The following is a 25793-nucleotide window of genomic DNA, read 5'->3' as shown; positions in this document are numbered from 1 at the left end:
AAGCACAGGGTTTGACGTAAGGGAAAACCATTATGCTTACAGCATAAATAGATAGCAAGTATCAAAACTGTGAAGTGTAAGATAGTTGACATTTTAAAATTACGACTACCCACCTGACTTCAATCTGTACGCCAGGCCTTTTGACTTTGCTGCGCAAATCAGTCCACAGGCGCATTCCAGTCTTGTTGACCGGCTCAATTGATGCGAGACTTCGGGCGCACTTTTTTGATGTGTGAGAACTGTATGAGTGAAAAAACGCCTGTTACCACGGCGATCCGCTTTTTGCGGCTAAAGCAGCTTGCCTATACCGAGCATCTATACACCTACGAAGAAAAAGGCGGCACCGCCGTCTCGGCGCGCGAGCTGGGCGTGGACGAGCATTGCGTGGTGAAAACGCTGGTGATGGAAGACGAGAAAAAACAGCCTTTGCTAGTGCTCATGCACGGCGACAAGGAAGTGAGTACCAAAAATCTGGCACGCCTGATCGGCTGCAAAACCATCACGCCGTGCAAACCGGAAATCGCCAATAAGCATAGCGGGTATATGGTTGGCGGCACGTCGCCATTTGGCACCAAAAAGGCCATGCCCGTGTACATGCAAGGCAGCATTCTGGCGCTGGAAAAGATTTATCTGAACGGAGGAAAACGCGGGTTTTTACTCGGGATGAATCCGGCGGATGTCAAAAGTAGCCTGAATGCCATTCTGGTGGATATTGCAACAGACTAAGTAGGGTATTGCCACCTAGATCAATCCATACCTAATCTACAGCCACATACCTAAGCTATTCATAGCGCCTATTCGCCACCCAGCAACCCTTGCAATTCGGTATTGAGGCTATGGAAGGTGGCGACATCAATCATGCCTTCCAGGCGGCCGATAAACTGGTAAGCCTGCTTGAGCAATGCTTCGCGCTCTTTACGCTCAACTTGGGCATCACTTTTCAGGTATTTAATAATGGCGTGCGAGCTCGATAGCATCAGGCGCTGGTTATACGTGCTTTGCGCGGCGGGCAGCAAGATGGCAATCGCATCGGCAAACTGGGATTTGAGCATCAGTTGTACGCCTTCATTATTCAGATCATTGATCTCTACCCCCGCCTGCTGGATAAAGCTCTGCCACGCCGGGCGCATATTGGCTGAACTTTCCAGCATGCCGGAAATATGCCGCGTGGTAATAAAGCGCTGCGCAATATGTAACAGCCATTTATACGGTGCCGTGCTGCCGCTGGCCTGTTCGCCCTCGACGGTGGCCGGGCAGATCAGATCGGCCGTCATAATAAAGCTGACGGCAATCTCCAGAATAAACTCCGGATTGGACATATAACTCTCGATCTGCTCCAGCAGCTGCGGCTTGCCCTCGTAAACAGCCGTGGCCAGCAAGTCGATAATGCGGTTCACCGTAGAGTCTTCGCGGCGGGCGATTTCCCTGACCATGCGCAGGTATTTATCGGTATCCGAACTATTATTCTCGCGCCGTGCTGCCAGCGCCAGCTGCAACACGGTGTCGCCACTGAGCAAAGATGAATTGCCGCCACAGGTGACCGCACGCTCCAGAAACTGCTTGGCCTTGCCCGAATCACCCAGCATATTGGCCAGATTGCCGGCTTTTTGCAGTCGACTGACATTATTGGGCGTGAGCGCCAGGCATTTTTCAAACACCGCCATCGCTTCATTCAGGCGGCCTTCGGCCATATACATCGAGGCGAGTTCTTCGTAGGCATCCACATACTGCCCGTGTTCGACAATCGCCGCCTGCAGCGTACTTTCCGCTTGGGTTTTTTTCCCTTGTCGGCTCAATGTTTTGGCCAGCCCCAGTTTGGCCCAGGGCACGATGCGCTGGCTGAGAATATCGGCGTAAAGCTTGGCGGCCTCTTCGAGCTTGCCCGCTTCGAGCAAGAGCGAAGACAGAAGACGCATCAGGTCATTGCTAAAGCCTGCGGCCTTGGGCACCAGCGCCTTGGCTTCAGCGATTGCGCCCAGCGTATCGCCTTCATTGATTTTGTCGTAGATGGGCTTGAGAAAGCGTTTGCGGCTCCAGGCTAGCGACAGACGCTGCGTTAGCTGTTTGCTGGTAAATGGCTTGATCAGGTAATCATCCGGGCCAATTTCTGCCACGGCCACCACTTTTTCATAGGACGCTTCGGCAGTAATCATGATCCAGATGGTATAGAGCGGCAGCTCGCCGCTATGGCGCAACTCTTCCAGCAGCTCCTGCCCATTCATGCCTTCGCCAAAATGATAATCGCACAGCACCACGTCGAACTGCCCATTGCGCAGACGACGACGCGTCTCGCCAATGCTGCTGGCCGTGTCGGCACGGTTAATGCCCGATTGTGCCAGCGTCATGCGGATGGATTGGCGCACTGTGGGGGCATCATCGGCCACCAGGACATGCGCTTGCGAAAGTTCTTCAGACATAAGCCACAGAGTGTGCAAGGGTATATACCACTATCGGCCAATTTCCCCCAAGCTCAAGACCTGATTGGGTCTTGTCGTGTGAAATGCACACAAAACCGGCGATCAGGCACTCTTTTGCCATAAAAGAACCGCTAGCTCACACCAAAAGTATCGTGTTTTACCATGCTCTGCCGGATAATAGAGCGCAAAGACTAGCAAACTAGGAAAAACCACCTATGCAACTCGCCATCATCAGTGCCGTGGGGGCCAACGGCGTTATCGGCATTGAAAATCGCCTTCCGTGGCGCCTGCCCGAAGATTTGCAACACTTCAAACGCCTGACAATGGGACGCCCCATGCTGATGGGTCGCAAAACGTTCGAATCCTTGCCCGGCCTGCTGCCAGGACGACGCCATCTGGTCATCAGCCGTAACCCGGATTGGCAAGCAGCGGGGGCCGAAGTCTTTCCCAGCCTCACCGCAGCAATTGCCGCGTGCAGCACAGAAGAAAGCGCATTTGTCATTGGTGGCGGCGAAATCTATCGTCAGGCTCTGCCACTGGCCGACACCCTGTATCTGACCGAAGTCAATCTGCAGCCGGCAGGTGATGCCATTTTCCCCGAGTTTGACCGCACAGCGTGGCAGCAAATCAGCCGCGAAGCGCACTGCTCGGCCAACGGTATCGAATTTGCCTTCGTTCACTACCAGCGGATGCAGGCCGATTCATAATCCACAGCAACCGAACAGGTATATGTCGATAAGTCAATAAAATATTGACCCACAAGGCAATACCCCATATCAAATCATTAACCAAGACAATTCACGCCCAGCAATCTCAACAGACCTAGGGTTATCCCTAGCTCGTTTTTGCTTGACGCGGCGCGCGCGCAGCTGCGACTATGTGGCCATGAACCCGAACCTCCAAACCCATTCTGTTGCGTATTATTACTGGTGGCGCCTCTAGGCGGCACTGGGTTTGTTCGTTCGAAACAAAACCTGCCGCCGGAAACGGTGACAGGTTTTTTTATTTCCCCTCCCCCATTTCCGGCGGCTCCCAAGATTCTCTCAGTATCCAGGAGCAGCACCATGTCCCACCCAAACAACCAAACCATCGCAGCACCCCAAACCATCGTGGTAACGGGTGATCGCACCACCGGCCCCCTTCATCTCGGCCATTTTGCCGGTTCACTGCAAACGCGTTTACAGCTGCAAAACCGGCACGAACAATTCATTCTGCTCGCCGACACGCAAGCGCTAGCCGATCATCAGGGCGATTACAGCAAAGTGCGCCAATCGGTGATCGACGTCGCGCTCGACTACCTGGCCGTCGGGATTGACCCAAAAAAATCGACGATTCTGATTCAGTCTATGGTGCCCGAGCTGGCCGAATTATCGTTCTACATGATGAATCTGGTCTCGGTTGCACGGCTGGAGCGCAACCCGACGGTCAAATCCGAACTGCGCGGCAAAGGCTACGAAGGACAGGAGCGCGAAGTTGCGGCAGGATTTCTGACCTACCCGGTGAGTCAGGCAGCCGACATCACGGCGCTGCGCGGCACCTTGATTCCGGTCGGTGCCGATCAATTGCCGATGATCGAGCAAACCAATGAAATCGTTCGCCGCTTTAACCGCATGGTCGGTGACAATATCCTGCACGAATGTCAGGCGCTGCTCTCGAACACCACGCGCCTGCCTGGCATCGACGGTAAAAGCAAAATGAGCCGCGCCGCAGGCAATCACCTCTCGCTTTCGGCCAGCAGCGATGAAATTTCTGCAGCAGTCCACAAAATGTACACCGACGCCAATCACCTCACCGTAGGCAGCCCCGGCCAGGTTGAAGGCAATGTGGTATTCAGTTTTCTGGATGCCTTTGACAGCGACGTGGCGAAAGTGGCCGAATTGAAAGCGCAATACCAGCATGGCGGCTTGGGTGATAGCGTGATCAAAGCGCGTTTGAATGATGTCTTACAAGCCTTGATCGCGCCAATCCGCGAGCGCCGCGCCCAATTTGCGCAAGACCCCGATGCGGTATTGTCGATGCTGCTCTGCGGCTCGGCCAAAGCGCGCCAGACTGCCGTACTAACGCTGCATAAAGTCAAAACGGCGATGGGGATGTACTACTTCTAAGCAGACAGGCAAAAGCCAGCCACTGCCCGTACTGTAGATTCTGATCGGCGAACGCTGATCTACACCATAAGGATAAGTTCATGTCAGCCAAACTCTTTCAAACACTCTTTGAACACAAAGCCTGGGCGAATCAGGCACTGCTTGCCCAGCTAATTGCGCATCACGAGGAAAGCAAAAGCTGGCGGCTGGCCACGCGGCTGATGAATCACCTCAATATCGTTGATCAGATTTTTATCGCCCATCTGAGCGGCCAAAGTCACGGCTACACCGCCACCAATACGCCCGAAACACCCGAGCTGCTGGAGTTGCAAACCCGCACCGCACAGACAGATCAGCATCTCATTGCGCTGACGGGCAGCTTCTCAGCGGAGCGTTTTGATGATGTTATCGACTTTGTCTTTACCGACGGTAAACCGGGGCGCATGAGTGTGGCAGAAATCCTGATGCATCTGATTACCCATGGCAGTTATCACCGTGGGCAAATCGGCCGGGTGATTCACGAGAGCCCAGCGAAAATCCCGCCCGATATTCTGACTGGATTTCTGCATCTGGCTCGTGAGCCGCAGCAATGACCAAGGTAATAGATTGACGCTCAGATAGGAGAAATTGGCGATTTCACAACAAAAAAATTGCTGCACTGCGATATAAAGCCTTTCGGCAATACCCAAGGCAGGCTCAGGGTCTAGAATAAAGCGTCATTCAATCAGATTGCGGGTGCAGTATGGACGAAGAGTTACGCAAAAAAGCACTGGAATATCACCGTTTTCCCAAGCCGGGCAAAATACAGGTCGTCCCTACCAAGGGCCTAGCCAGCCAGCGTGATCTGGCACTGGCTTATTCACCCGGTGTCGCTGCTGCGTGTGATGCGATTGTTGAAGACCCCTCTGAGGCGCGCAATCTGACTTCTCGTGGCAATCTGGTTGCGGTCGTCACCAACGGCACGGCTGTGCTGGGTCTGGGCGACATCGGCCCCTTGGCCAGTAAACCGGTGATGGAAGGCAAAGGCGTCTTGTTCAAAAAATTCGCTGGCATTGATGTTTTTGACATCGAAATCGAACAAAAAGACCCTGACAAACTGATCGAAATCATTGCCGCGCTAGAGCCCACTTTTGGCGGTATCAACCTGGAAGACATCAAAGCGCCCGAGTGTTTTTATGTCGAGCGCAAATTGCGTGAACGGATGAAAATCCCCGTTTTTCATGACGATCAACACGGTACGGCGATTATTGTTGGCGCTGCAGTTAAAAATGCTTTGTCCCTGATCGGCAAGCAGCTCGATCAGGTCAAACTCGTGGCTTCCGGCGCAGGCGCAGCGGCGATTGCCTGTCTGGATTTGCTTGTTTCATTGGGCGTTCAGCGCAGCAATATCATGGTCTGCGACTCCAAAGGCGTCATCCATACCGAGCGTGGCCCGCTGGACGAAACCAAACAGCGCTACGCACGCGACACCGCATTGCGCACGCTCACTGAAGCGCTCGTCGGTGCCGATATTTTCCTCGGTCTGTCAGGTCAAGGCCTCGTGACTGGCGAGATGCTTAAAACGATGGCGGCCAATCCGCTGATTCTGGCGCTGGCCAACCCCAACCCCGAAATTACGCCACCCGAAGCGCAAGCAGCGCGTAGCGACGCAATTATCTGCACTGGCCGTTCGGACTACCCGAATCAGGTCAATAATGTGCTGTGCTTCCCCTTCATTTTCCGTGGTGCGCTCGACGTTGGCGCAACGTCAATCAATGAAGCGATGAAACACGCGGCGGTGAATGCGATTGCCGAGCTGGCACACGCCGAGCAATCAGACGTCGTCGCAGATGCGTATGGCGGTCAGGAGCTCTCGTTTGGCCCCGAATATCTGATTCCCAAACCATTCGATCCACGCCTGATTATCAAAATCGCTCCTGCCGTGGCCAAAGCAGCGATGGACAGCGGCGTTGCGACGCGGCCGATTGAAGATTTCCACGCCTATATCGACGAGCTGACGCAGTTTGTTTATAAAACCAATCTGTTTATGCGCCCGGTGTTTGCTGCCGCCAAAAAAGCGCAAAAACGCGTTGTCTTCTGTGAAGGCGAAGACGAGCGCGTGTTGCATGCGGTGCAGGAAATCATCGATATGAAGCTCTGCCAGCCAATACTGGTTGGCCGCCCTAGCGTGCTGCAGGCTCGTATCGACAAACTGGGTCTGCGGATTCGCCCCGGCATTGATTTTGAAGTGTGTAACCCCGAAAACGATCCGCGCTATCGTGAATACTGGCAGCTGTATTACCAGATCATGCAGCGCAAGGGCGTATCTGAAAACCTCGCCAAAGCTGAAGTGCGGCGCAAAACCACGCTGATCGGCGCGCTGATGGTCAAACGTGGTGAAGCAGACGCAATGATTTGTGGTACCTACGGCCTGTATCACAACCACCATCACCACCTGATGAATGTGTTGGGTCAGAAAGCGGGAACGACGGTGAGTGCGGCGATGAATATTCTGCTGCTGCAAACCGGTAATGTATTTATCTGCGATACCTACGTCAATCAGGATCCTAGCGCCGAGCAGCTCGCCGACATTACCTTGATGGCGTCTGAAGCAGTGCGCAAATTTGGTATCGTTCCCAAAGTTGCGCTGCTCAGCCATTCGAGTTTTGGCAGCTTTGATAGCCCGTCGGCACGCAAAATGCAGCAAACGCTGCAACTGGTGACCGAGCGAGCGCCGGAGCTGGAAATCGATGGTGAAATGCATGGCGATGCCGCGTTATCACACACCATACGCCAGCAGGTGTTCCCGAATTCGCGCCTGAAAGGCGAAGCCAATATTCTGGTGATGCCCAATCTGGACGCGGCCAATATTTCGTTTAACCTGCTCAAAACGACGTCTGTTGATGGCGTGACCATCGGGCCTATCCTGATGGGCTTGGCCAAACCGGCGCATATTCTGACGCCAACAGCCTCGGTGCGCCGCATTATTAATATGGCTGCGCTGGCCGCGGTTGAAGCTGCAACGCAACACACCGGAGAGCAAAATGAGTGATTTTAATCCCGCCGACCCCTTTGCTTTTTTTAATCAAATGATGAAGCCGGGCAGCAACCCTTTTATGCCGCCCTTGTCTGAAGAAGAAATCGACCGCAAAATTGCCGAATGCCGCACCGTCGAGCAATGGCTCAGCCTGCAAGTGGGCATGCTGCAAATGACGGTCAAAACACTGGAAATGCAAAAAGCCGGCCTTGCCGCTTTCAAGCAGAGTCTGGACCCCAAATCTTCGGAAAACCCGTAAATGAAACTTCGTAGTCCATTATTCATAACAGCCAGTTTACTGGCTGTTTTTTTGTCAGCTTGCTCAACTACCCCTAGTGGTATCAGCCCGAAGCCGACACCTGGCATAACCTCTACACCAATACCCTCACCCGCTGCGCCTCGTTACACCGAACGTAGCTGGCAGCAAGTTCCCAACTGGAATCAGGATCAGCTCGTCAATGGCTGGCAAGCGTGGCTCAAAGGCTGCGCCAAACCACGTGCTACGTGGGTTAAGCTGTGCAGCGACGCCAAATCCGTCGCCATCGACACCGCCAGCATTCGCCAGTTTCTGGAAAAAAACCTGACGCCCTACCAGCTCACCAACCCCGATGGCAATGAAACCGGTCTGATTACCGGCTATTACGAGCCGATTTATCCCGGCAGCCTGACGCGCACGACCAAAGCCAATCAACCCGTTTACGCGCCGCCCAAAGACATGATCACCGTCGCGCTCGACGACGTTTACCCCGAACTCAAAGGCAAACGCCTGCGCGGCCGTGTGGTCGGCAATAAACTGGTGGCTTATCCAGATCGCGGTGACATTGTCGCCAAAGGCGTCGATGCGCCGATTCTGGCCTGGTTGCAAGACCCAATGGACGTACAGTTTTTGCAAATTCAAGGCTCGGGACGCGTGCAATTACCTGATGGCAAGCAACTGCGTCTGGGCTATGCCGACCAAAATGGTCGCCCGTACAAACCAGTCGGCCGTTGGCTGGTCGAGCAAGGCATTCTGCCCGCCAGCGAAGTCTCGATGCAGAGCATCAAAACCTGGGCCAAAGCCAATCCAAATCGGATCGACGAGCTACTGAACAGCAACCCGAGCTATGTATTTTTCCGCACCTTGCCGGAAAGTCAGGACGGACGGACAGGTTTGAACGGGACCGATGGTCCCTTGGGTTCTTTGGGCGTACCGCTGACCGCTGGCTACAGCATCGCGATTGACCCCAATACCGTACCGCTCGGCAGCCTTGCCTTTATCGCAACAACGCGCCCCGATAACGATGGCGGCATCCACCGCCTCGTCGCCGCACAAGATACCGGCGGCGCAATCCGCGGCACAGTTCGCGCTGATTTCTTCTGGGGAACGGGCGATGCGGCAGGCGAGCTGGCGGGAAAAATGAAGCAGGAAGGCAGGCTATGGCTACTATGGCCAAAAGGCACCCAGCTGCCTGGCAATTGAAGTTAGTGAATTGAATTTGATACAAGCCGCCTAGGCAAAATGAGGAAAAATGGAATACGCGGCACTCAGCGCTACCAATATCCCATTCCTTAAATCAAACACGCCAGCGATCACGCAGCTGCTCCAGTGTTTCTTCTTCGCACGACATGGGTGTGCAACGGTGAGCGCTTGGCCATTGGCTGTGCAAGTAGCGGGGGGAGCGAGAAAAAGCATCGTAGCTCATTCCGGCGCACAAACTGCGTAAGCATCCCATAAAACGTGTTAGCAATTGATTCATGATGCTTCCTCTTTGTTCTCAAATCAGTAGACACTATTATCATAATTGGGTAAACATACGCTGATAAGGGCTATAAATGGAATACACCGTTCTCAAATGAAAACAATACTAGATCCAGATTCACTTTTAGCTTTCGAATCTCTGTCGCGACTCGGTAGCTTTACTGCGGCAGCACAGGAGCGCGGCTGCGCCAAAAGTCACGTTAGTCAACTGATCCGCAATCTGGAAAAAGAGTTGGGCACCCAACTGGTCTTGCGCAGCACGCGTAGCATGTCGCTGACCGAAGCCGGACAAAAACTACTGCCACACGCTGTTGCCTTGCGGGAATTGCTAGGTCAGGTCAGGCTTGATATTGAAGACACACAGCAGCACATTGAAGGCGAGCTCTGGATCAGCACAACACCCTCTTTGTCGCAATACGCCGTAGGCCCGCTGATGGCCGAGCTGGCTCGCCAGCATCCGGGGCTGCGCATCCGTGTCGATTCGAACAACCGACTAATTTCACCGGGTGCTGATGGTGTCGATTTTTGCATTCGGGTTGGGCGGGTTGGCGACGAACGTCTGGTGGCAAAAGAGCTAGGATTTGCACAAGACCGGCTCTATGCAGCCCCTGGCTATCTGGCTGATGCACCGCCGTTACACCATCCGGCAGATCTTATCCACCATGCCACGCTGATCAACGATGATTACCAGCATTCACGGCAATGGCATCTTTTTAATAATCAGGATGAAGTCAGAGCCGCATTGCAACCTGTTTTATGCAGCGACACCAATCCAACGCTGGCCGTGAGCGCCATCAATGGACATGGCATTGCGCTATTGCCACAGTTTGTGGGAGAAACTTATTGCAAGCTGGGATTACTGCAAGCAGTTTTAAGCGAATGGCACGCAAACCCTACCCCGGTATATCTCGTATATCCATATAGATCGAGCATTCCAAGGAAATACAGGGTCTTTATTGACTTTATTGTCAACGCACTCAGCCAGCGTTTAAGCAAACGAGATTAAAGTGCTTGCCATAGTCAGACTCATCAAACATAACCATGCTTGCAGCAAAAAAAACCCGCGACATGCGCGGGTTTTTTAACTTTAGAAATACTCAGCAATTTTTAGGCAAACAGCACGCTGGCGGCCCAGAAAATACCGCCCGAGAGCAAAATGGTGACCGGCAGAGTCAGTACCCAGGCAATCGCGATGCTTTTGACTGTACCGCCTTGCAACCCGCTCTTGTTCGCCACCATGGTGCCGGCAACCGCAGATGACAGGATGTGCGTCGTCGAAACGGGCATGCCGGTCCAGCTGGCGATGCCGATGGCGCTGGCGGCAGTGATTTGCGCGGCGTTGCCTTGTGCGTAAGTCATGCCTTTATTGCCGATTTTCTCGCCCACGGTATACACAATCCGCTTCCAGCCGACCATGGTGCCCAGACCCAGCGCCAAGGCAACGGCCACAATCACCCAGCGCGGGGCATATTCGGTGGTGGTGTTCAGACCTTTACGCATTTCGTTCAGATCCGCTTTGTCCTGTGATGACAGGCTTGGCAATTTGCTGATTTTCTTGGCGGTATCGTCCAGACACAGCAAAATGCGGCGGACTTTGCGGCGGTCTTCGCTGCTCAGTTGCGCGTAGTTTTTCACGCCGCTCAACGTGCCAATGACTGATTCAAGCGCTGGCAGCGTGGTGGCTGCTTCACATTTGAACAAGGCTGGCAGTGGCTTGCCCGTGTTGCTGCCCAAGTCAATCTGCGCAAAACGGGCTTGATTGCCCAGATAAAAATCGCGTATATGCATGGCTGAATCGCGCGTTTGCTGGATTTGCAATGCCGTGCTGTCCATATTGACGGCAAATTGCGTCGGCGCCAGACCGATCAGCACCAACATCAGCAAACCAATCCCTTTCTGGCCGTCGTTCGAGCCATGCGCGAAACTCATGCCCATTGCCGAAGCAATCAGCGTGGTCCGAGTCCAGAATGGCGGGTGTTTTTTGCCGTCGATGGCTTTACGCTCATCTGGCGTCATGTGCATGCGCGACTCGGGACGCCATTTTTTCAGTGCCAGCAGAAACAAGCCGGCCAGTACCAGACCAATCGTCGGCGAGATCAGCAGCGAGAGCAGAATATCAATCGCTTTTTTAACGTTGATGCCCGATAGCCAGTACTGATTATTCATCATCGCATTGACAATACCCACGCCCATAATCGAGCCGATCAGTGTGTGCGAGCTGGATGCCGGAATGCCGAAGTACCAGGTGCCCAGATTCCAGATAATCGCCGCCGCCAGCAAGGCATACACCATATACAGGCCATGACCGACGCCTACGTTGAGCAATAGATCAACCGGCAATAGGTGAACGATGGCATACGCCACGCCCAACCCACCCAGAATAACGCCGAGGAAATTGAAAATACCCGAGCCGATCACCGCCAGATGGGCAGGCATGGCCTTGGTGTAAATCACCGTGGCAACCGCGTTGGCCGTGTCGTGAAAACCATTGATAAATTCGTAAGCCAGCACAAAAAACAGCGCGAGCGCCAACATAACGGCCGGCCAGGTGGCCATGCCGGTAAACAGATCAAGCATACAATGCTCGTGAGGAAATGAAGATGGGGCGGATTATCGCAGAAAGCCGAGGCAGTTTCACTGCGCTTTGTCGCTTTAAATCAAGAAAATGAAAAGAAAATTTCATCAAAAAGAAATAATTTCGGCTCTCGTAACGCGTAGCCAGCCTCTGCGCAAGCTCCAGCGGTGGGCGATGAGGATTGGCCTTGCCACGCTGCAAAGCAGAAATCAGCCGCTCGCCCACGCCTGAGGATGAAACTCATTCTGAGCAAATAATTCATGGCTATTCATGAATGGGTATGTTGCTGTAGATATTGATAATAAATAGCTGCGGCGATATACCCCTTGATTACTCATTCTTGCATTAGCGCTGTTCAGCCAGTAGCTGGCGCGCTTCGTGCAGCGAGCTAACAATCGTGATTTCCAAGTCCTGTACGGTGGGCAACGGCGGACGCAAATCGGGCACCATTATGACGCGGCAGCCAGCGGCATGCCCGGCCTGTACGCCGAAATTGGAATCTTCGAACACCACGCACTGCGCCGCCGCCACACCCAGCCGGGTGATGGCTTGCAGATAAATTTCGGGTGCAGGTTTGGGGTGCTGTACTTCATCGCCGCAGACGGCAAACTTGATACGCGGCCATAGGTTGGCCAGCTGCAGATGATGTTCGGCAATGCTGCGGCGGGTGGACGTGGCCACGGCTTTGCGAATGCCTTGCTGCTCAAGCCAGTCAAATAGCTCGATCACGCCAGGGCGCAGCGCGATGGCATCGTGGCTGCGCTGCAGATAAATTTCATGCGTCAGCTCGCGCAGCGCCTGCGTTGGAAAATCAGCCCCGAGTTGCTCATCCAGATACGCCAGCGTTTTGGAAGAATGCATACCCACCATGCCCAGCGGAATGGCTTCGTCAATCTCATGGCCCAGCTGGCGTGCCGCATCGTGCCAGCAAGTGAGCGCCATGCGTTCGGTATCGAGTAAAAGGCCGTCCATATCAAAAATGGCGGCGGCAATTGCAGGGTGTTTGCTCGGGGACATTTGCTTAGTCTTGGGTTTTGGAAAACAATAAGTAACTGATTAAAAGTTTTCACGCAAGGCGCAAAGCCGTAGACAGTACAGAAAGTACGGCAAGGCGAAGCAACGATGCGTGGACGCTTTTGCTCGCACTTAACCGTAGTTAATCGAAACTTGAGACCCGATGCCCGCTCCTTCTCGCCTTCACGCCGACCTCTGCCCCTGCGGCGGCGCGCAATACCAGCAATGTTGCCAGCCTTTTCATCTGGGCGACTTGCCTCCAAGCCCAGAGCAATTAATGCGCTCGCGCTATAGCGCCTATGTATTGGGGCTGGAAGCGTATTTGCTGGGCACTTGGCATTCGAGTACCCGGCCTGAACAGCTGGATCTGGATGAAGAGCCCAAAGCGAAATGGCTGGGCCTGAGCGTGAACCACGCCGAAAGCGACGGCGACCGTGGCGTGGTGTCTTTTGTGGCACGCTACAAAGTGGGCGGCCGTGCCTACCGTCTGGCAGAGCACAGCCGCTTTGTCCGCGAGGATGGGCGCTGGTTTTATGTTGATGGCGATGTGGCCGAGTAAAACATTTACGTTGGCTGCTGTTGTTGCTGTGTACAGATCAATTTGTGCGCACATCAGCACACAAAACCGCAAGTCTGTTTAGCTGCGACGCCAAGTTGTCTCACCCGCCTTGTCTTCCAGCACGATACCTGCCGCAGCCAACTCGTCGCGAATGCGATCGCCTTCGGCCCAGTTTTTGGCTGCACGCGCTTCACGGCGCGAGACAATCGCCGCTTCAATTTTATCGGCAGTCCACGCTCCTTCATGACCGTCTGCACCAATATCGGCCTGCAGAAATGATTGCGGATCGCGTTGTAGCAAGCCCAGCACACCACCCAAAGCTTTGAGCAAACCGGCTTTTTGCGCCCCTAGCTCAGTACCGGCGTGCTTATTGGCTTCGGCGGCCAATTCAAACAACACGGCCACCGCTTCAGTCGTGGCAAAGTCATCATCCATCGCAACCTTGAAACGCGCAGCCAGTGAATCATTCCAATCAATCGCCACTTCTGCAGGTGCAACTGTTTTCAGCGCGGTATATAAACGAGTCAGCGCGTTTTTAGCGTCATTCAGATGTACATCGCTGTAGTTCAGCGGACTGCGATAGTGCGCGCGCAAAATAAAGAAACGCAGTACTTCGGCGTCAAATTTCTGTAGCACTTCACGAATAATGAAGAAGTTACCCAGGCTTTTCGACATTTTTTCGTTGTCGACATTGATAAAGCCGTTGTGCAGCCAGTAGTTCACATACTGCTGGCCGTGCGCGCCTTCGGACTGGGCGATTTCATTTTCGTGGTGCGGGAATTGCAAATCTTCACCACCACCGTGAATATCAAAATGCTCGCCCAAATGATGGCAAGACATCGCCGAGCATTCGATATGCCAACCCGGGCGACCTTTACCCCACGGCGAATCCCATTTCACATCGCTCGGTTCATCATCTTTGGCCGCTTTCCACAATACGAAGTCACGTGGATCGCGTTTATTCGGATCAACTTCAACGCGCTCACCGGCGCGTTGCTCGTCAAAATCTTTGCGCGACAATTTGCCGTAGCCGTCAAAGTCCTTCACCGAGTAATACACATCACCATTGGGTGCGTGATAGGCCAAGCCTTTCTCAAATAGCTTGCTGATAATCGCCTGCATACCGCCAACGTGATCGGTCGCACGCGGCTCGTGATCGGGGCGAATAATGCCCAACGCGGCAAAATCTTCATTCATTGCGTCAATAAAACGCGAAGTCAGGCTTTGAATCGACTCGCCGTTTTCCACTGCACGTTTGATAATTTTGTCGTCGATATCAGTGATATTGCGCACGTAATTGACGCGATAGCCACTCTCGCGCAACCAGCGTGCCACCACGTCAAACACCACCACCATCCGTGCGTGGCCGATATGACAGTAGTCGTATACGGTCATGCCGCAGACGTACATGTTCACATGACCTGGAGTGATTGGTTTGAATTCCTGCTTTTCGCGGGCGAGAGAGTTATGCAATGTCAGCATCGTGAGTTCACATTGTTTGCACTAAAAATGAGATTCTACCAAAGCTGTCAAGCCGCACTGCAACTAAAGTGCGCCCTGCGACGCAAAATACAGGAAAACCCGAGATTATTTGACGCTCCCAGCCGCTTGCAGCACAATCGCAGCTGTTATTGCAAACCAATCTGTAGACCCACAATCATGGCATTGCTCTCCACTGAAATCTGGCTTGAATGGCGATGGCGTCGCTGAAAAATCGCGCTTAACCGCCCTTCCATTACCCAACACCGGAGTTGTCACCATGATTTCCCGCACCGAATTTGCAGACCTTGCACGACAAGGCTACAACCGCATTCCTTTGATTTCCGAGCTGTTTGCTGACCTTGATACGCCGCTGTCGGTATATCTGAAGCTCGCCAATCGCCCTTACTCTTACCTGCTTGAATCAGTTGTGGGAGGCGAGCGCTTTGGTCGCTACTCATTTATTGGTTTGCCTGCCCGCACCCGCATCAAAGTTTGCGGCACTCTCACTGAGCTAATCCACGACGATCAAGTGATCGAAACTTTTGACGGCAACCCGCTTGATTACATCGAAGCGTATCAAGCCCGCTTTAAAGCGCCGCCCACCAAAGGCCTGCCACGCTTTATGGGTGGACTGGTTGGCTATTTCGGCTATGAAACGATACGTTATATCGAACGCAAACTGGCCGAATGCAATAAGCCAGACCCGATTGGCGCACCCGATATTCAGCTTTTGCTCTCTGAAGAAATCGTTGTCGTCGACAATCTATCGGGCAAGCTGTATCTCGTCGTGTATGCCGACCCAAGCAATGACAATGCGTTTGACATCGCTGAAGCACGCTTACTTGAACTTCGGATGAAATTGCGTGAACCAGCGCAAATTCCGTTCTCGCTACCTGTAGCGGCCCATGGCACGCCGGTGTCCGAGTTTGGTGAGCAGCCATTTAAAGACGCCGTACTGAAAGCCAAGGAATACATCAAAGACGGCGACGTGATGCAGGTCGTGCTCGCACAACGCATGAGCGCGCCATTTGCCGCCTCGCCGATGTCGCTGTATCGCTCGCTGCGCAGCATTAACCCGTCGCCATATATGTTCTATTACGACTTTGGCGATATGCATATTGTCGGCGCTTCACCGGAAATTTTGGTGCGCCTTGAAGATGATACCGTCACCGTACGCCCCATTGCCGGCACGCGCCCACGCGGCAAAGATCGCGCCGAAGATTTGGCACTGGAAACCGAGCTACTCGCGGATGAAAAAGAAATTGCCGAGCACGTGATGCTGATCGACTTGGGCCGCAACGATGCGGGTCGCGTCGCGCAAACGGGCTCGGTGAAATTGGTCGATAAAATGGTCGTTGAGCGCTATTCGCACGTAATGCACATCGTTTCCAGCGTAGAGGGCAAACTCAAGCCTAAGCAAACCGCTATCGACGTGCTCAAAGCGACCTTCCCAGCCGGCACCGTTTCGGGCGCGCCGAAAGTGCGCGCAATGGAGATCATCGACGAGCTCGAACCAACGAAACGTGGTGTGTATTCGGGCGCAGTGGGTTACTTAGGCTTTAACGGCGATATGGACGTCGCCATCGCGCTGCGTACCGCCGTGATCAAAAACCAAACCCTCTATATGCAAGCGGGTGCCGGCATCGTTGCCGACTCGGTACCGCAAAGTGAATGGCAGGAAACGCTGAACAAAGCCCGTGCGGTACTGCGCGCAGCAGAGTTGGCCACACAGGGGCTTGATGCCTGAACAAGCTCATCATACTCTCGCTCAATCAAAAGCCCCTCTGCAGATGCAAAGGGGCTTTTTAACGAGTATTGCGACTAAAAAGTAGCAAGGCTATTTTTTACCGCCATTGGCAAGAAACAGCCAGGTTTCGATCACGGTATCCGGATTGAGTGAAATCGTTTCAATTCCCTCTTCGACCAGCCACTGGGCAAAGTCGGGGTGATCCGATGGACCCTGGCCGCAGATGCCAACATACTTGCCCAGCTTGCGGCAGGCTTTAATCGACATGCTGAGCATGGCTTTCACGGCTTCGTTGCGCTCATCGAATGACGCCGAAACAGGTCCACCAGAGTCGCGATCGATCCCCAGCGTGAGCTGCGTCATGTCGTTCGAGCCAATAGAGAAGCCATCAAAATACTGCAGGAATTGCTCAGCCAGCACAGCATTGGCCGGGATTTCACACATCATGATAATGCGCAGGTCATTCTCGCCACGCTTGAGGCCATTGCGCGCCAGCAATTCAATCACACATTCAGCTTCTTTGACCGTACGCACAAACGGGATCATCACTTCAACATTGGTTAGCCCCATCACGTCGCGCACTTTTTTCACCGCGCGGCATTCGAGCTCGAAGCAATCACGGAATGATTTATCGACATAACGCGCTGCGCCACGAAAACCAATCATCGGGTTTTCTTCGTGTGGTTCGTACTCGGGGCCGCCGAGCAAGTTGGCGTATTCGTTCGACTTGAAATCGGACAAACGCACAATCACTTTTTTCGGGTAGAACGCCGCACCCAAGGTGGCGATACCTTCAGCGATTTTATCGACGTAAAAATCAACAGCAGAGCGATAGCCTGCAATCCGCTCGTCAATCTGCACTTTCAAAGTGGCCGACACATTCGGATACGCCAGCAAGGCCTTGGGGTGAATGCCGATCATGCGGTTGATAATAAATTCAAGCCTAGCCAGACCCACGCCTTCATTTGGCAATTGGGCAAATTCAAACGCCAGCTCGGGGTTACCCACATTCATCATTAATTTAACGGGTGCTTTAGGCAAAGTCGCTAAAGAGACATCCATTCGCTCGAATTTGAGCAAGCCAGCATAAACATTGCCAGTGTCGCCTTCGGCGCATGATACGGTCACTTCATCGCCTTCGCGCAGCGCTTTGGTCGCGTCGCCACAGCCCACCACGGCCGGAATACCCAGCTCACGGGCAATAATCGCTGCGTGACAGGTACGGCCACCGCGGTTGGTGACAATCGCTGCGGCGCGCTTCATCACTGGCTCCCAATCCGGGTCGGTCATGTCAGATACCAACACATCGCCGGCTTGCACGCGATCCATTTCTAATACATCGCGAATAATGCGCACGCGGCCTTGGCCAATTTTCTGGCCAATAGCACGGCCTTCTGTCAGCACCTCACCGGTTTCCAGCATGCGGAATTTGGTCAGTTTATCCGAGCCTGTTTCCTGTGACTTCACAGTTTCCGGACGGGCTTGCAGAATGTAGAGCTTGCCATCAATCCCGTCACGACCCCATTCCACATCCATGGGGCGGCCATAATGTTCTTCAATAATCAGCGCGTATTGCGCCAATTCTTGCACTTCATCGTCGGAAATCGAAAACTGGCGACGATCTTCCAGCGGCACCTCGATCGTACGCACTGATTTACCAGCAACCGACTGGGTATCAAACTCCATTTTCAACGCTTTACCACCGAGGTGGCGACGCACAATTGCGGGACGACCAGCACGTAGCGTTGGTTTGTGCACGAAAAACTCATCCGGATTCACCGCGCCCTGCACCACGGTTTCACCCAGACCATACGAAGCGGTCACAAAAACCACCTGATCGAAACCTGACTCGGTATCAATTGTAAACAAGACACCCGCTGCGCCCTTATCCGAGCGCACCATGCGCTGAATCCCAGCCGACAATGCGACGATTTTGTGATCAAAACCCTTGTGAACGCGGTAGGCAATGGCGCGGTCGTTATATAGCGACGCAAAAACATGCTTCATCGCATCAACCACATTCTGGTAGCCAACAATATTGAGGAAGGTTTCTTGCTGACCAGCAAAGGACGCGTCCGGCAAATCTTCTGCTGTGGCAGAAGAGCGCACTGCAACCGTCACATTGTCACCCAGCCGGGCATAGTGCTCAGCCATTTCGGCTTCCAGTTGCGGTGGCAACGGGGTGGCCATAATCCAGTCGCGGATTTGCTTGCCAGTTTCGGCCAGCGCTTTGACATCATCCACGTCCAGTGTCGCCAGCGCACGATCAATACGCTCGGCCAGACCTTCATGCGCCAGAAATACGCGATACGCTTCAGCCGTGGTCGCAAAGCCGCCCGGTACGCGAACGCCCTTTTCGGTCAGCTGGGAAATCATTTCCCCCAAAGAGGCGTTTTTGCCGCCCACTTTTTCCACGTCGCTCATCCGCAGATGCGCGAAGTCAATCACATAATTTTCTGTCATCGGCCGACCCTTTCTATCTGGATTTAAAATGCAGTTGCTGCACTGCAACGCACGCAACTTAAGTTAACCATAGATTTTTTTTCGGCAAAGTAAGTAATTGTATCTACTGGTTTTCCCCTGACTGTCAGTTTATGCTGCAAAAAAAGGAAAAAATCATGCGTCGTACTGCGTTTTTTGTCTCTGGCCGTACAGGTATTACGGTAGAAATTTTAGGCCATTCATTGCTGTCACAATTTGAAGATGTCTCGTTTAACCGGATTGTGCTGCCCTTTGTCGATACGCTCGAAAAAGCCGAAGAAGTCGCCTTGCAAATCAGACGTCAGGCGCTGATCGATGGTTGCAGGCCTCTGGTATTTAGCACCATTGCCAATCTGGAAATTCGCGCCAAGATTCAAGTGCCTGACGCACAATCTTTTGATTTCTTTGCCCAGTTTATTGGTCCGCTGGAAGAAGAGCTGGGCGTGCAGTCTTCGCACACCATTGGCCGCTCGCACGAAATCAGCAATTTTGAGGAGTACAACAACCGCATCAATGCGGTCAATTTCTCGCTCAATCACGATGATGGCGTGATGCCGCGCGACTTGGCCGAGGCCGACCTGATTCTGGTCGGGGTTTCGCGCTCGGGCAAGACACCAACCTGCCTCTATATGGCGTTACAATTTGGCATAAAAGCCGCCAATTATCCGCTCACCCCCGAAGACTTTGGCCAGCACACCTTGCCACGCTTGCTGCTGCCTTATCGCAATAAACTATTCGGCCTAACAATCGACCCGGAGCGGCTGCGCCAGATTCGCCAAGAGCGCAAACCCGATAGCCGCTATTGCCAGCTGGAAACCTGCCAGTTTGAAGTTGCTGAAGCCGAAGCGCTGATGCGGCAAGTTGGCGTGCCGTACCTAAACACCACTCGCATGTCGATTGAAGAGCTGGCCACCACCATCATGCACAAAACCGGGCTAACCCGACGCGCTTACTAAAGGCGTGATTGATCTGCCAGCGGCACCGCTGGACCGGAAATTTGCGTAGCTAAAGTTGTTTTGCGAGTCTGACGCGTGTTTACAGCTTCCTAGTGCGGGGCCGAAAAGGTAAACTGCTGGCTTTACGCCCATCATCATCTGATCGCCCGCCATGACGAGTTTTACCTATCCGCAGCAAACGGCCAGCCTGTTCGAATTTAAAAGTACCACCGCGCGCTTGACTGCCTTTATTCCCGTCACGACCGATTGCGATCAACTACAGAGCGCCTTGCAAAGCCAGCTCGGTGGCGTCGACCATTTTCTGGCGGGTGAGCAGATCGTCATTGATTTTAACAGCCTGCCGCAAATCCCGAGCGCGGTCGAAATCGTGGCCATGATTAGCCTGTTACGGCAATTTGCGCTAGCACCGATTGCCGCACAAGGTGGCAATCGCGATCAGCAAGTTGCCGCCAAAGAAGCGGGTCTGGTGATACTCAGTGACAGTGATCTTGCAGCAAGCAGTGCTGCATCGCAAAATACCCAGCCCCAGTATCAGCCTGAAGTGCTTGCACCACAAGGCGCTACGATCATTACCCGCCCTGTACGCACCGGACAACAAGTGTATGCCAAAGGGGGCGACCTGATTGTGCTGGCCCTGGTCTCGAATGGCGCAGAAGTGATTGCCGATGGCAATATCCATGTCTACGCCCCATTGCGTGGCCGAGCGCTGGCTGGCGCGCGTGGCGATAGCAAGGCGCGGATTTTTACCACCTGCATGGAAGCCGAGCTGGTCTCGATTGCCGGCATCTATCGCAGCCTGGATCAGGATTTGCCCGCATCAATCAGCTCAAAACCAGCTCAAATCTCGCTGGAGCAAGACAAGATCATGATTGAAGCGTTAAATAATTTGAATTAAACCACCAAGCCGGAGTTTGATGTCCGGCCGCGACATTGGCAGTAAGGGCGAAACGCCAATTGAATAAAAACTTGAAGATTTGATATTAAGTGACTGTTTAGGGGACCTATTGTGGCAAAAATCGTAGTTGTTACCTCGGGCAAAGGCGGCGTGGGCAAAACCACCACCAGCGCCAGCTTCGCATCCGGCCTTGCCTTGCGCGGCTTTAAAACCGCCGTCATCGACTTTGACGTGGGCCTGCGGAATCTGGATCTGATCATGGGCTGCGAGCGCCGCGTGGTGTATGACTTTGTCAATGTGGTCCAAGGCGAAGCCAGCTTGCGCCAGGCGCTGATCAAGGATAAAAACTGCGACAACCTGTTTGTGCTGCCCGCCTCACAAACCCGTGATAAAGACGCGCTGTCAAAAGAAGGTGTTGAGCGCGTATTGAACGAGCTTAAACACGATGGCTTTGATTACATTGTGTGCGACAGCCCGGCGGGTATCGAAACCGGTGCATTTCTGGCGCTGTATTTTGCCGACGAAGCGATTGTGGTCACCAACCCGGAAGTCTCGTCAGTGCGCGATTCGGACCGCATTATCGGTATTCTGGACGCCAAGTCCAAACGCGCCGAAGAAGGCGGCTCGGTTAAAACTCACCTTTTGATCACGCGCTACAGCCCGGCGCGCGTTGAGTCGGGCGAAATGCTCTCGCTTGATGATGTGCAACATCTGCTGCGCATTTCCTTGATCGGGATTATTCCGGAATCCGAAACCGTACTGCAGGCGTCCAACTCGGGTACACCGGCCATTCATAACGCCGGCACCGATGTTTCGGAAGCCTACAAAGACGTCATTGCCCGTTTCCTTGGCGAAGAAAAACCCATGCGCTTTATTGAAGTGCCAAAACAGCCGTTCTGGAAACGGTTGTTCGGAGGTTAAGCGATGTCGATTCTGAGTTATTTTTTTGGCGAAAAGAAAAAAACCGCCAGCGTCGCCCGCGAGCGTTTACAAATCATTCTGGCGCACGAGCGCGGTGGCCGCGAAGCGCCCGATTATCTGCCGCAGCTGCAGCGCGAGCTGGTGGAAGTGATTTCCAAATATGTCTCGATCGATCCGGAAGACATCAAGGTGCAGCTGGAGCGCAAGGACGATTTTGAAGTGCTTGAAGTCAATATTGTGCTGCCGGAACATCGGAAAACCGCAGTCTGATGCGACAAAAGGGGCGAAAGCCCCTTTTTTTACATTGCAGCCTCACAGAACGGCGGTGATATAATCAAGTTAATTATATAAAGCAAAGCATCCAAGCGATGCGAGAGACACGATGACCATTAGCATCAAAACCGCTGAAGAAATCGAAAAAATGCGCATCGCTGGCCGCCTGGGCAGCGAAGTGCTGGACTACATCACGCCATTTATCGTGCCCGGCGTCACCACCGCCGAGATTGATCGCCTGTGCCATGAGTACATGATCAATGTGCAGGGTACCATTCCAGCACCCTTGAATTACTGCCCGCCTGGCTATATACCCTACCCCAAATCAATTTGTACCTCGGTGAATAATGTGATTTGTCACGGTATTCCAAATGACAAACCGCTGAAAAATGGCGACGTGGTCAATCTGGATATTACCGTGATCAAAGATGGCTACCATGGCGACAATAGCCGCATGTTTATGGTCGGCGATAATGTGCCAAGTCACGCTAAACGGCTGTCACAAATTACCTACGACTGCATGTGGATCGGCATTGAGCAGGTTAAACCCGGCGCGCATTTTGGCGATATTGGCGCGGCGATCCAGAAATACGCTGAAAAAGCGGGCTATTCAGTCGTGCGTGAATTCTGCGGCCACGGCATTGGGTCGGTGTTTCACGAAGAGCCACAAGTACTGCATTACGGCAAAGCCGGTACTGGCCCGGAAATGAAGGCGGGCATGATCTTCACGATCGAGCCAATGATCAACGCCGGCAAACGCGAGATCAAGCAAATGAACGACGGCTGGACGATAGTCACCAAAGATCGCAGCTTGTCGGCACAATGGGAACACACCATTCTGGTCACTGAAACTGGCTATGAAGTGTTGACGCTGTCGGCAGGCTCGCCAGCCAAACCAGAAAAATACCTCCTTGGGTAATCGTCTGTAATTCAATAAATCAGGGTATTGCGTGGCAATACCCTTTTTTATGCTTCGCAATCAGGAAAACCATGCGTTCAGTCACCGCCATTCGTGAATCCTACGCCACCGCCAAAGCCGCATTGCGCGAACGATTTAATGTCCCGTCCAAAGCGGCACCGCTGCTTAATGCCTTGGCCCAGCTCACCGACACAACCCTGGTCGAGCTGTGGGACCGACATGAATTCACCAGCGAGGTATTGCTCGCTGCGGTAGGTGGCTACGGGCGTGGCGAGCTATACCCCTCTTCCGATATTGATTTACTGATTTTACTGCCCGACCAGCCCAGCCCGGCCTTGCTGGAAAAGCTGGAGATATTCGTCGGTGAGTTGTGGGATATCGGGCTGGAAGTTGGCCATTCGGTGCGCACAATTGCCGACTGTTTGAACGAAGCCGAACGCGACATCACGGTGCAGACCGCACTGCTGGAAACGCGGGTGCTCGTTGGCGACAGCGCGCGTTTTGCCGAATTTATGGATACAGTGCATCGCCATATCGACCCGAAAGAGTTTTTCGACGCCAAGCTGATCGAGCAGCAGGCGCGCTATGGCAAATTCCAGAATGCCACTTACAAGCTCGAACCCAATATCAAGGAAGCGCCGGGTGGCTTGCGCGATCTGCATTTGATCGGCTGGATCGCCGCCAGCCAGCGTCTCGGCCGCGACTGGCATGCACTGGCTGCGCTGGGCATGCTCACGCATGAAGAAAACCAGAAGCTGTGCGAAGCCGAGCGCGTGCTGCGCACCTATCGCATTGCGCTGCACTGGCGCGCCAAACGCCGCGAGGACCGGATTTTGTTTGATTATCAGCATCCATTGGCCAAGGAATTTGGCTTTGATGATCTGTCGGCGGCAGGCCGAATCACGCAGCGCGCCTCCGAAGCGCTGATGGCCGAATATTATCTGGCGGCGCGGATTGTGACGCAGCTGGTGCCGGTCTTGGTGCAAGCGCTGCGCGCGCGGATTTTCTCGTTTATCGGTCGGCAAACCATTCAGATTTGTGAAGACTTTCAAATCCGTGACGACTTGCTGGAAATCACCGATCCGGCGCTGTTCGAGCGCAAACCGGCCAGCATATTGGCGCTATTTCTGCATTTTGAGCAGCGCCGCGAAGCGCGCGATATTGCGCCGGAAACGCTGCGCGCGCTGTGGCATGCACGCAATAAAATCGACGATGAGTTTTTGCAAAACCCGCACAATCGCCAGCTGTTTATCGCACTTTTTCGCGAGCCACGCGGCTTAACGCGCATTTTGCGCCGGATGAATCAATACGGTGTCTTAGGTCGTTATATCCCAGAATTTGGCGATATTGTTGGCCGCATGCAGCATGATTTGTTTCACGTTTATACGGTGGACGAGCACACGCTGATGGTCTTGCGCAATGTGCGCCGCTTTGCCGTGCCAGCGTTTACCCACGAATACCCGCTGTGCTCGCGCCTGCTGGAAGAATTTGCGCGCCCCGAAGTGCTGTATCTGGCGGCGCTGTTTCACGATATTGGCAAAGGGCGCGGCGGCGATCATTCGCAGCTGGGCGCGGCGATTACCCGCACTTGGGTTGACGCTCACCCGCTGCCAGCAGATGACCGTGATCTGATCGTCTGGCTGGTAACGCATCATTTAACCATGTCGTCGATTGCGCAAAAGCAGGACGTGTACGACCCAGACGTGATCGCTGAATTTGCCGCACTGGTCAAAGATCAGCGCCACCTGAACGCGCTGTATTTGCTCACCGTCGCCGATATTCGTGGCACCAGCCCGAAAGTGTGGAACGCATGGAAAGCCAAGCTGCTGGAAGATCTGTTCAAAGGCACGGCACGCTATCTGAATAGCCAGAATATCACTGCGCATTCATGGCTGAACGAGCGCCAGGATGAAGCATTGCGCCTGCTGCGGCTGTATGGCTTTCGGACCGACGCGCATCAGCCCTTCTGGAGCAAACTCGATACCGTGTATTTCCTGCGCCACGATGCGCGCGATATTGCCTGGCATACACGGGTATTGCTCGCGCATATGGACGCCAGCCAAGCCACGGTGAAGGCCAAATTATCCGAGTCGGGTGAAGGGTTGCAGGTGGTCGTCTATACCCCGGATCAGCCCGATCTGTTTGCGCAGATTTGCAGCTTTTTCGAGCGCGCGGGCTACAGCATTTTTGACGCGCATATCCACACCACCACGCACGGCTATGCGCTGGATACTTTCTATGTGTATATCCCGGACGCGCTCAGCACCTCGTATCGCGACCTGATCAATTACGTCGAATACGAGCTGGCGCAGCGCATTATCAAAAAACTCCCGCTGCAAGCTGCGCCAAGCACCCGCCTGTCGCGTCAGCAAAAGCACTTTCCAGTGCAAACGCATGTGCAGATGCGGGCCGATGAAAAAGGCAAATTCTATGTGCTATCGGTGGTGGCGGGCGACAGGCCCGGCCTGCTTTCGACCATCGCCCGCATTCTGGCCAGCAACCGGATTGAAATCCAGTCGGCCAAAATCATGACGCTGGGCGAGCGGGCAGAAGACAATTTCCTGATTAGTGGCAGCGTGCTGGGCGACGAACGAAGCCGTTTACAGATCGAGAACGAACTCCTGCAGGCGCTGAATCCGCAATAAACCCGCCATCGCCATAGAAGCAGCGAGGCCGAACATTATTTCGGCCTCGCCCATTGCCTACTGATGACGCT

Annotated in this window: 21 protein-coding genes; 16 read left to right on the top strand and 5 right to left on the bottom strand. The window is 53.7% G+C overall.

The annotated features are described in order from the left end of the window. Window positions 1-243: 243 nt before the first annotated feature. On the top strand, window positions 244-726 hold the full coding sequence (gene ybaK, locus ABHF33_RS15715) for a Cys-tRNA(Pro) deacylase (RefSeq protein ID WP_348944837.1): 483 nt from the start codon (window positions 244-246) through the stop codon (window positions 724-726). Between the two features lie 68 nt (window positions 727-794). Here ybaK and ABHF33_RS15710 read toward each other — a convergent pair whose 3' ends face one another. Next, window positions 795-2417, bottom strand: a complete 1623-nt coding sequence (locus tag ABHF33_RS15710; RefSeq protein ID WP_348944836.1) for a response regulator — start codon at window positions 2415-2417, stop codon at window positions 795-797. 215 nt (window positions 2418-2632) lie between these two features. Between ABHF33_RS15710 and ABHF33_RS15705 the strand changes: the two genes are divergently transcribed. The 7 genes from ABHF33_RS15705 to ABHF33_RS15675 all read left to right on the top strand — a co-directional run bounded on the left by ABHF33_RS15705 (window position 2633) and on the right by ABHF33_RS15675 (window position 10261). Continuing rightward, the gene (locus ABHF33_RS15705; RefSeq protein WP_348944835.1) at window positions 2633-3124 is read left to right on the top strand and encodes a dihydrofolate reductase; all 492 of its coding nucleotides are present in this window, start codon (window positions 2633-2635) and stop codon (window positions 3122-3124) included. A 357-nt stretch (window positions 3125-3481) separates the two neighbouring features. Then, window positions 3482-4522, top strand: coding sequence for a tryptophan--tRNA ligase (trpS, locus tag ABHF33_RS15700; protein ID WP_348944834.1), 1041 nt, complete (start codon window positions 3482-3484; stop codon window positions 4520-4522). Between the two features lie 80 nt (window positions 4523-4602). Continuing rightward, entirely contained in the window at window positions 4603-5094 is a 492-nt protein-coding gene (locus ABHF33_RS15695; protein WP_348944833.1) for a DinB family protein, read from the top strand. Between the two features lie 149 nt (window positions 5095-5243). Beyond that, entirely contained in the window at window positions 5244-7532 is a 2289-nt protein-coding gene (locus ABHF33_RS15690) for an NADP-dependent malic enzyme (RefSeq protein ID WP_348944832.1), read from the top strand. Further along, window positions 7525-7776: a PhaM family polyhydroxyalkanoate granule multifunctional regulatory protein gene (locus tag ABHF33_RS15685; protein WP_348944831.1), complete on the top strand. Its 252-nt coding sequence runs from the start codon at window positions 7525-7527 to the stop codon at window positions 7774-7776. Before ABHF33_RS15690 ends, ABHF33_RS15685 begins: the two co-directional genes overlap by 8 nt. Next, complete coding sequence (gene mltA / locus ABHF33_RS15680; protein WP_348944830.1) at window positions 7777-8976, top strand: murein transglycosylase A; 1200 nt, start codon at window positions 7777-7779, stop codon at window positions 8974-8976. A gap of 373 nt (window positions 8977-9349) precedes the next feature. Continuing rightward, complete coding sequence (locus tag ABHF33_RS15675) at window positions 9350-10261, top strand: LysR family transcriptional regulator (RefSeq protein WP_348944829.1); 912 nt, start codon at window positions 9350-9352, stop codon at window positions 10259-10261. A 101-nt stretch (window positions 10262-10362) separates the two neighbouring features. Here the strand turns inward: ABHF33_RS15675 and ABHF33_RS15670 are convergent, their stop codons facing one another. Both ABHF33_RS15670 and ABHF33_RS15665 read right to left on the bottom strand, forming a co-directional pair. Next, window positions 10363-11832: an inorganic phosphate transporter gene (locus tag ABHF33_RS15670; protein ID WP_348944828.1), complete on the bottom strand. Its 1470-nt coding sequence runs from the start codon at window positions 11830-11832 to the stop codon at window positions 10363-10365. Between the two features lie 343 nt (window positions 11833-12175). Continuing rightward, window positions 12176-12847 carry an HAD family hydrolase gene (locus tag ABHF33_RS15665; protein ID WP_348944827.1) on the bottom strand — a complete coding sequence of 224 codons (672 nt, stop codon included), beginning with the start codon at window positions 12845-12847 and terminating at the stop codon, window positions 12176-12178. A 160-nt stretch (window positions 12848-13007) separates the two neighbouring features. Here ABHF33_RS15665 and ABHF33_RS15660 point away from each other — a divergent pair, with 160 nt between their 5' ends. Next, entirely contained in the window at window positions 13008-13403 is a 396-nt protein-coding gene (locus ABHF33_RS15660; protein ID WP_348944826.1) for a YchJ family protein, read from the top strand. A gap of 78 nt (window positions 13404-13481) precedes the next feature. Here the strand turns inward: ABHF33_RS15660 and cysS are convergent, their stop codons facing one another. Continuing rightward, window positions 13482-14885: a cysteine--tRNA ligase gene (gene cysS, locus ABHF33_RS15655; RefSeq protein ID WP_348944825.1), complete on the bottom strand. Its 1404-nt coding sequence runs from the start codon at window positions 14883-14885 to the stop codon at window positions 13482-13484. Window positions 14886-15162: 277 nt separating this feature from the next. Here cysS and trpE point away from each other — a divergent pair, with 277 nt between their 5' ends. After that, window positions 15163-16632: an anthranilate synthase component I gene (gene trpE / locus ABHF33_RS15650; RefSeq protein ID WP_348944824.1), complete on the top strand. Its 1470-nt coding sequence runs from the start codon at window positions 15163-15165 to the stop codon at window positions 16630-16632. Between the two features lie 90 nt (window positions 16633-16722). Here the strand turns inward: trpE and ppsA are convergent, their stop codons facing one another. Next, on the bottom strand, window positions 16723-19095 hold the full coding sequence (gene ppsA, locus ABHF33_RS15645; protein WP_348944823.1) for a phosphoenolpyruvate synthase: 2373 nt from the start codon (window positions 19093-19095) through the stop codon (window positions 16723-16725). A 155-nt stretch (window positions 19096-19250) separates the two neighbouring features. Between ppsA and ppsR the strand changes: the two genes are divergently transcribed. From ppsR to ABHF33_RS15615, 6 genes are all read left to right on the top strand, one after another. Continuing rightward, entirely contained in the window at window positions 19251-20069 is an 819-nt protein-coding gene (gene ppsR / locus ABHF33_RS15640; RefSeq protein WP_157669845.1) for a posphoenolpyruvate synthetase regulatory kinase/phosphorylase PpsR, read from the top strand. Between the two features lie 151 nt (window positions 20070-20220). After that, window positions 20221-20964, top strand: coding sequence for a septum site-determining protein MinC (minC, locus tag ABHF33_RS15635; RefSeq protein ID WP_348944822.1), 744 nt, complete (start codon window positions 20221-20223; stop codon window positions 20962-20964). 111 nt (window positions 20965-21075) lie between these two features. Further along, on the top strand, window positions 21076-21885 hold the full coding sequence (minD, locus tag ABHF33_RS15630; RefSeq protein ID WP_348944821.1) for a septum site-determining protein MinD: 810 nt from the start codon (window positions 21076-21078) through the stop codon (window positions 21883-21885). Between the two features lie 3 nt (window positions 21886-21888). After that, the gene (gene minE / locus ABHF33_RS15625) at window positions 21889-22155 is read left to right on the top strand and encodes a cell division topological specificity factor MinE (RefSeq protein ID WP_348944820.1); all 267 of its coding nucleotides are present in this window, start codon (window positions 21889-21891) and stop codon (window positions 22153-22155) included. Window positions 22156-22267: 112 nt separating this feature from the next. Continuing rightward, complete coding sequence (gene map / locus ABHF33_RS15620; RefSeq protein ID WP_348944819.1) at window positions 22268-23077, top strand: type I methionyl aminopeptidase; 810 nt, start codon at window positions 22268-22270, stop codon at window positions 23075-23077. Between the two features lie 71 nt (window positions 23078-23148). Beyond that, complete coding sequence (locus ABHF33_RS15615) at window positions 23149-25722, top strand: [protein-PII] uridylyltransferase (RefSeq protein WP_348944818.1); 2574 nt, start codon at window positions 23149-23151, stop codon at window positions 25720-25722. The last annotated feature ends 71 nt before the right edge of the window (window positions 25723-25793 follow it).

This window comes from Chitinibacter sp. FCG-7 (assembly GCF_040047665.1).
Classification (GTDB): domain Bacteria; phylum Pseudomonadota; class Gammaproteobacteria; order Burkholderiales; family Chitinibacteraceae; genus Chitinibacter; species Chitinibacter mangrovi.
Note: the sequence above shows the minus strand (reverse complement) of the source record. Positions and strands in the feature narration are given on the sequence as shown.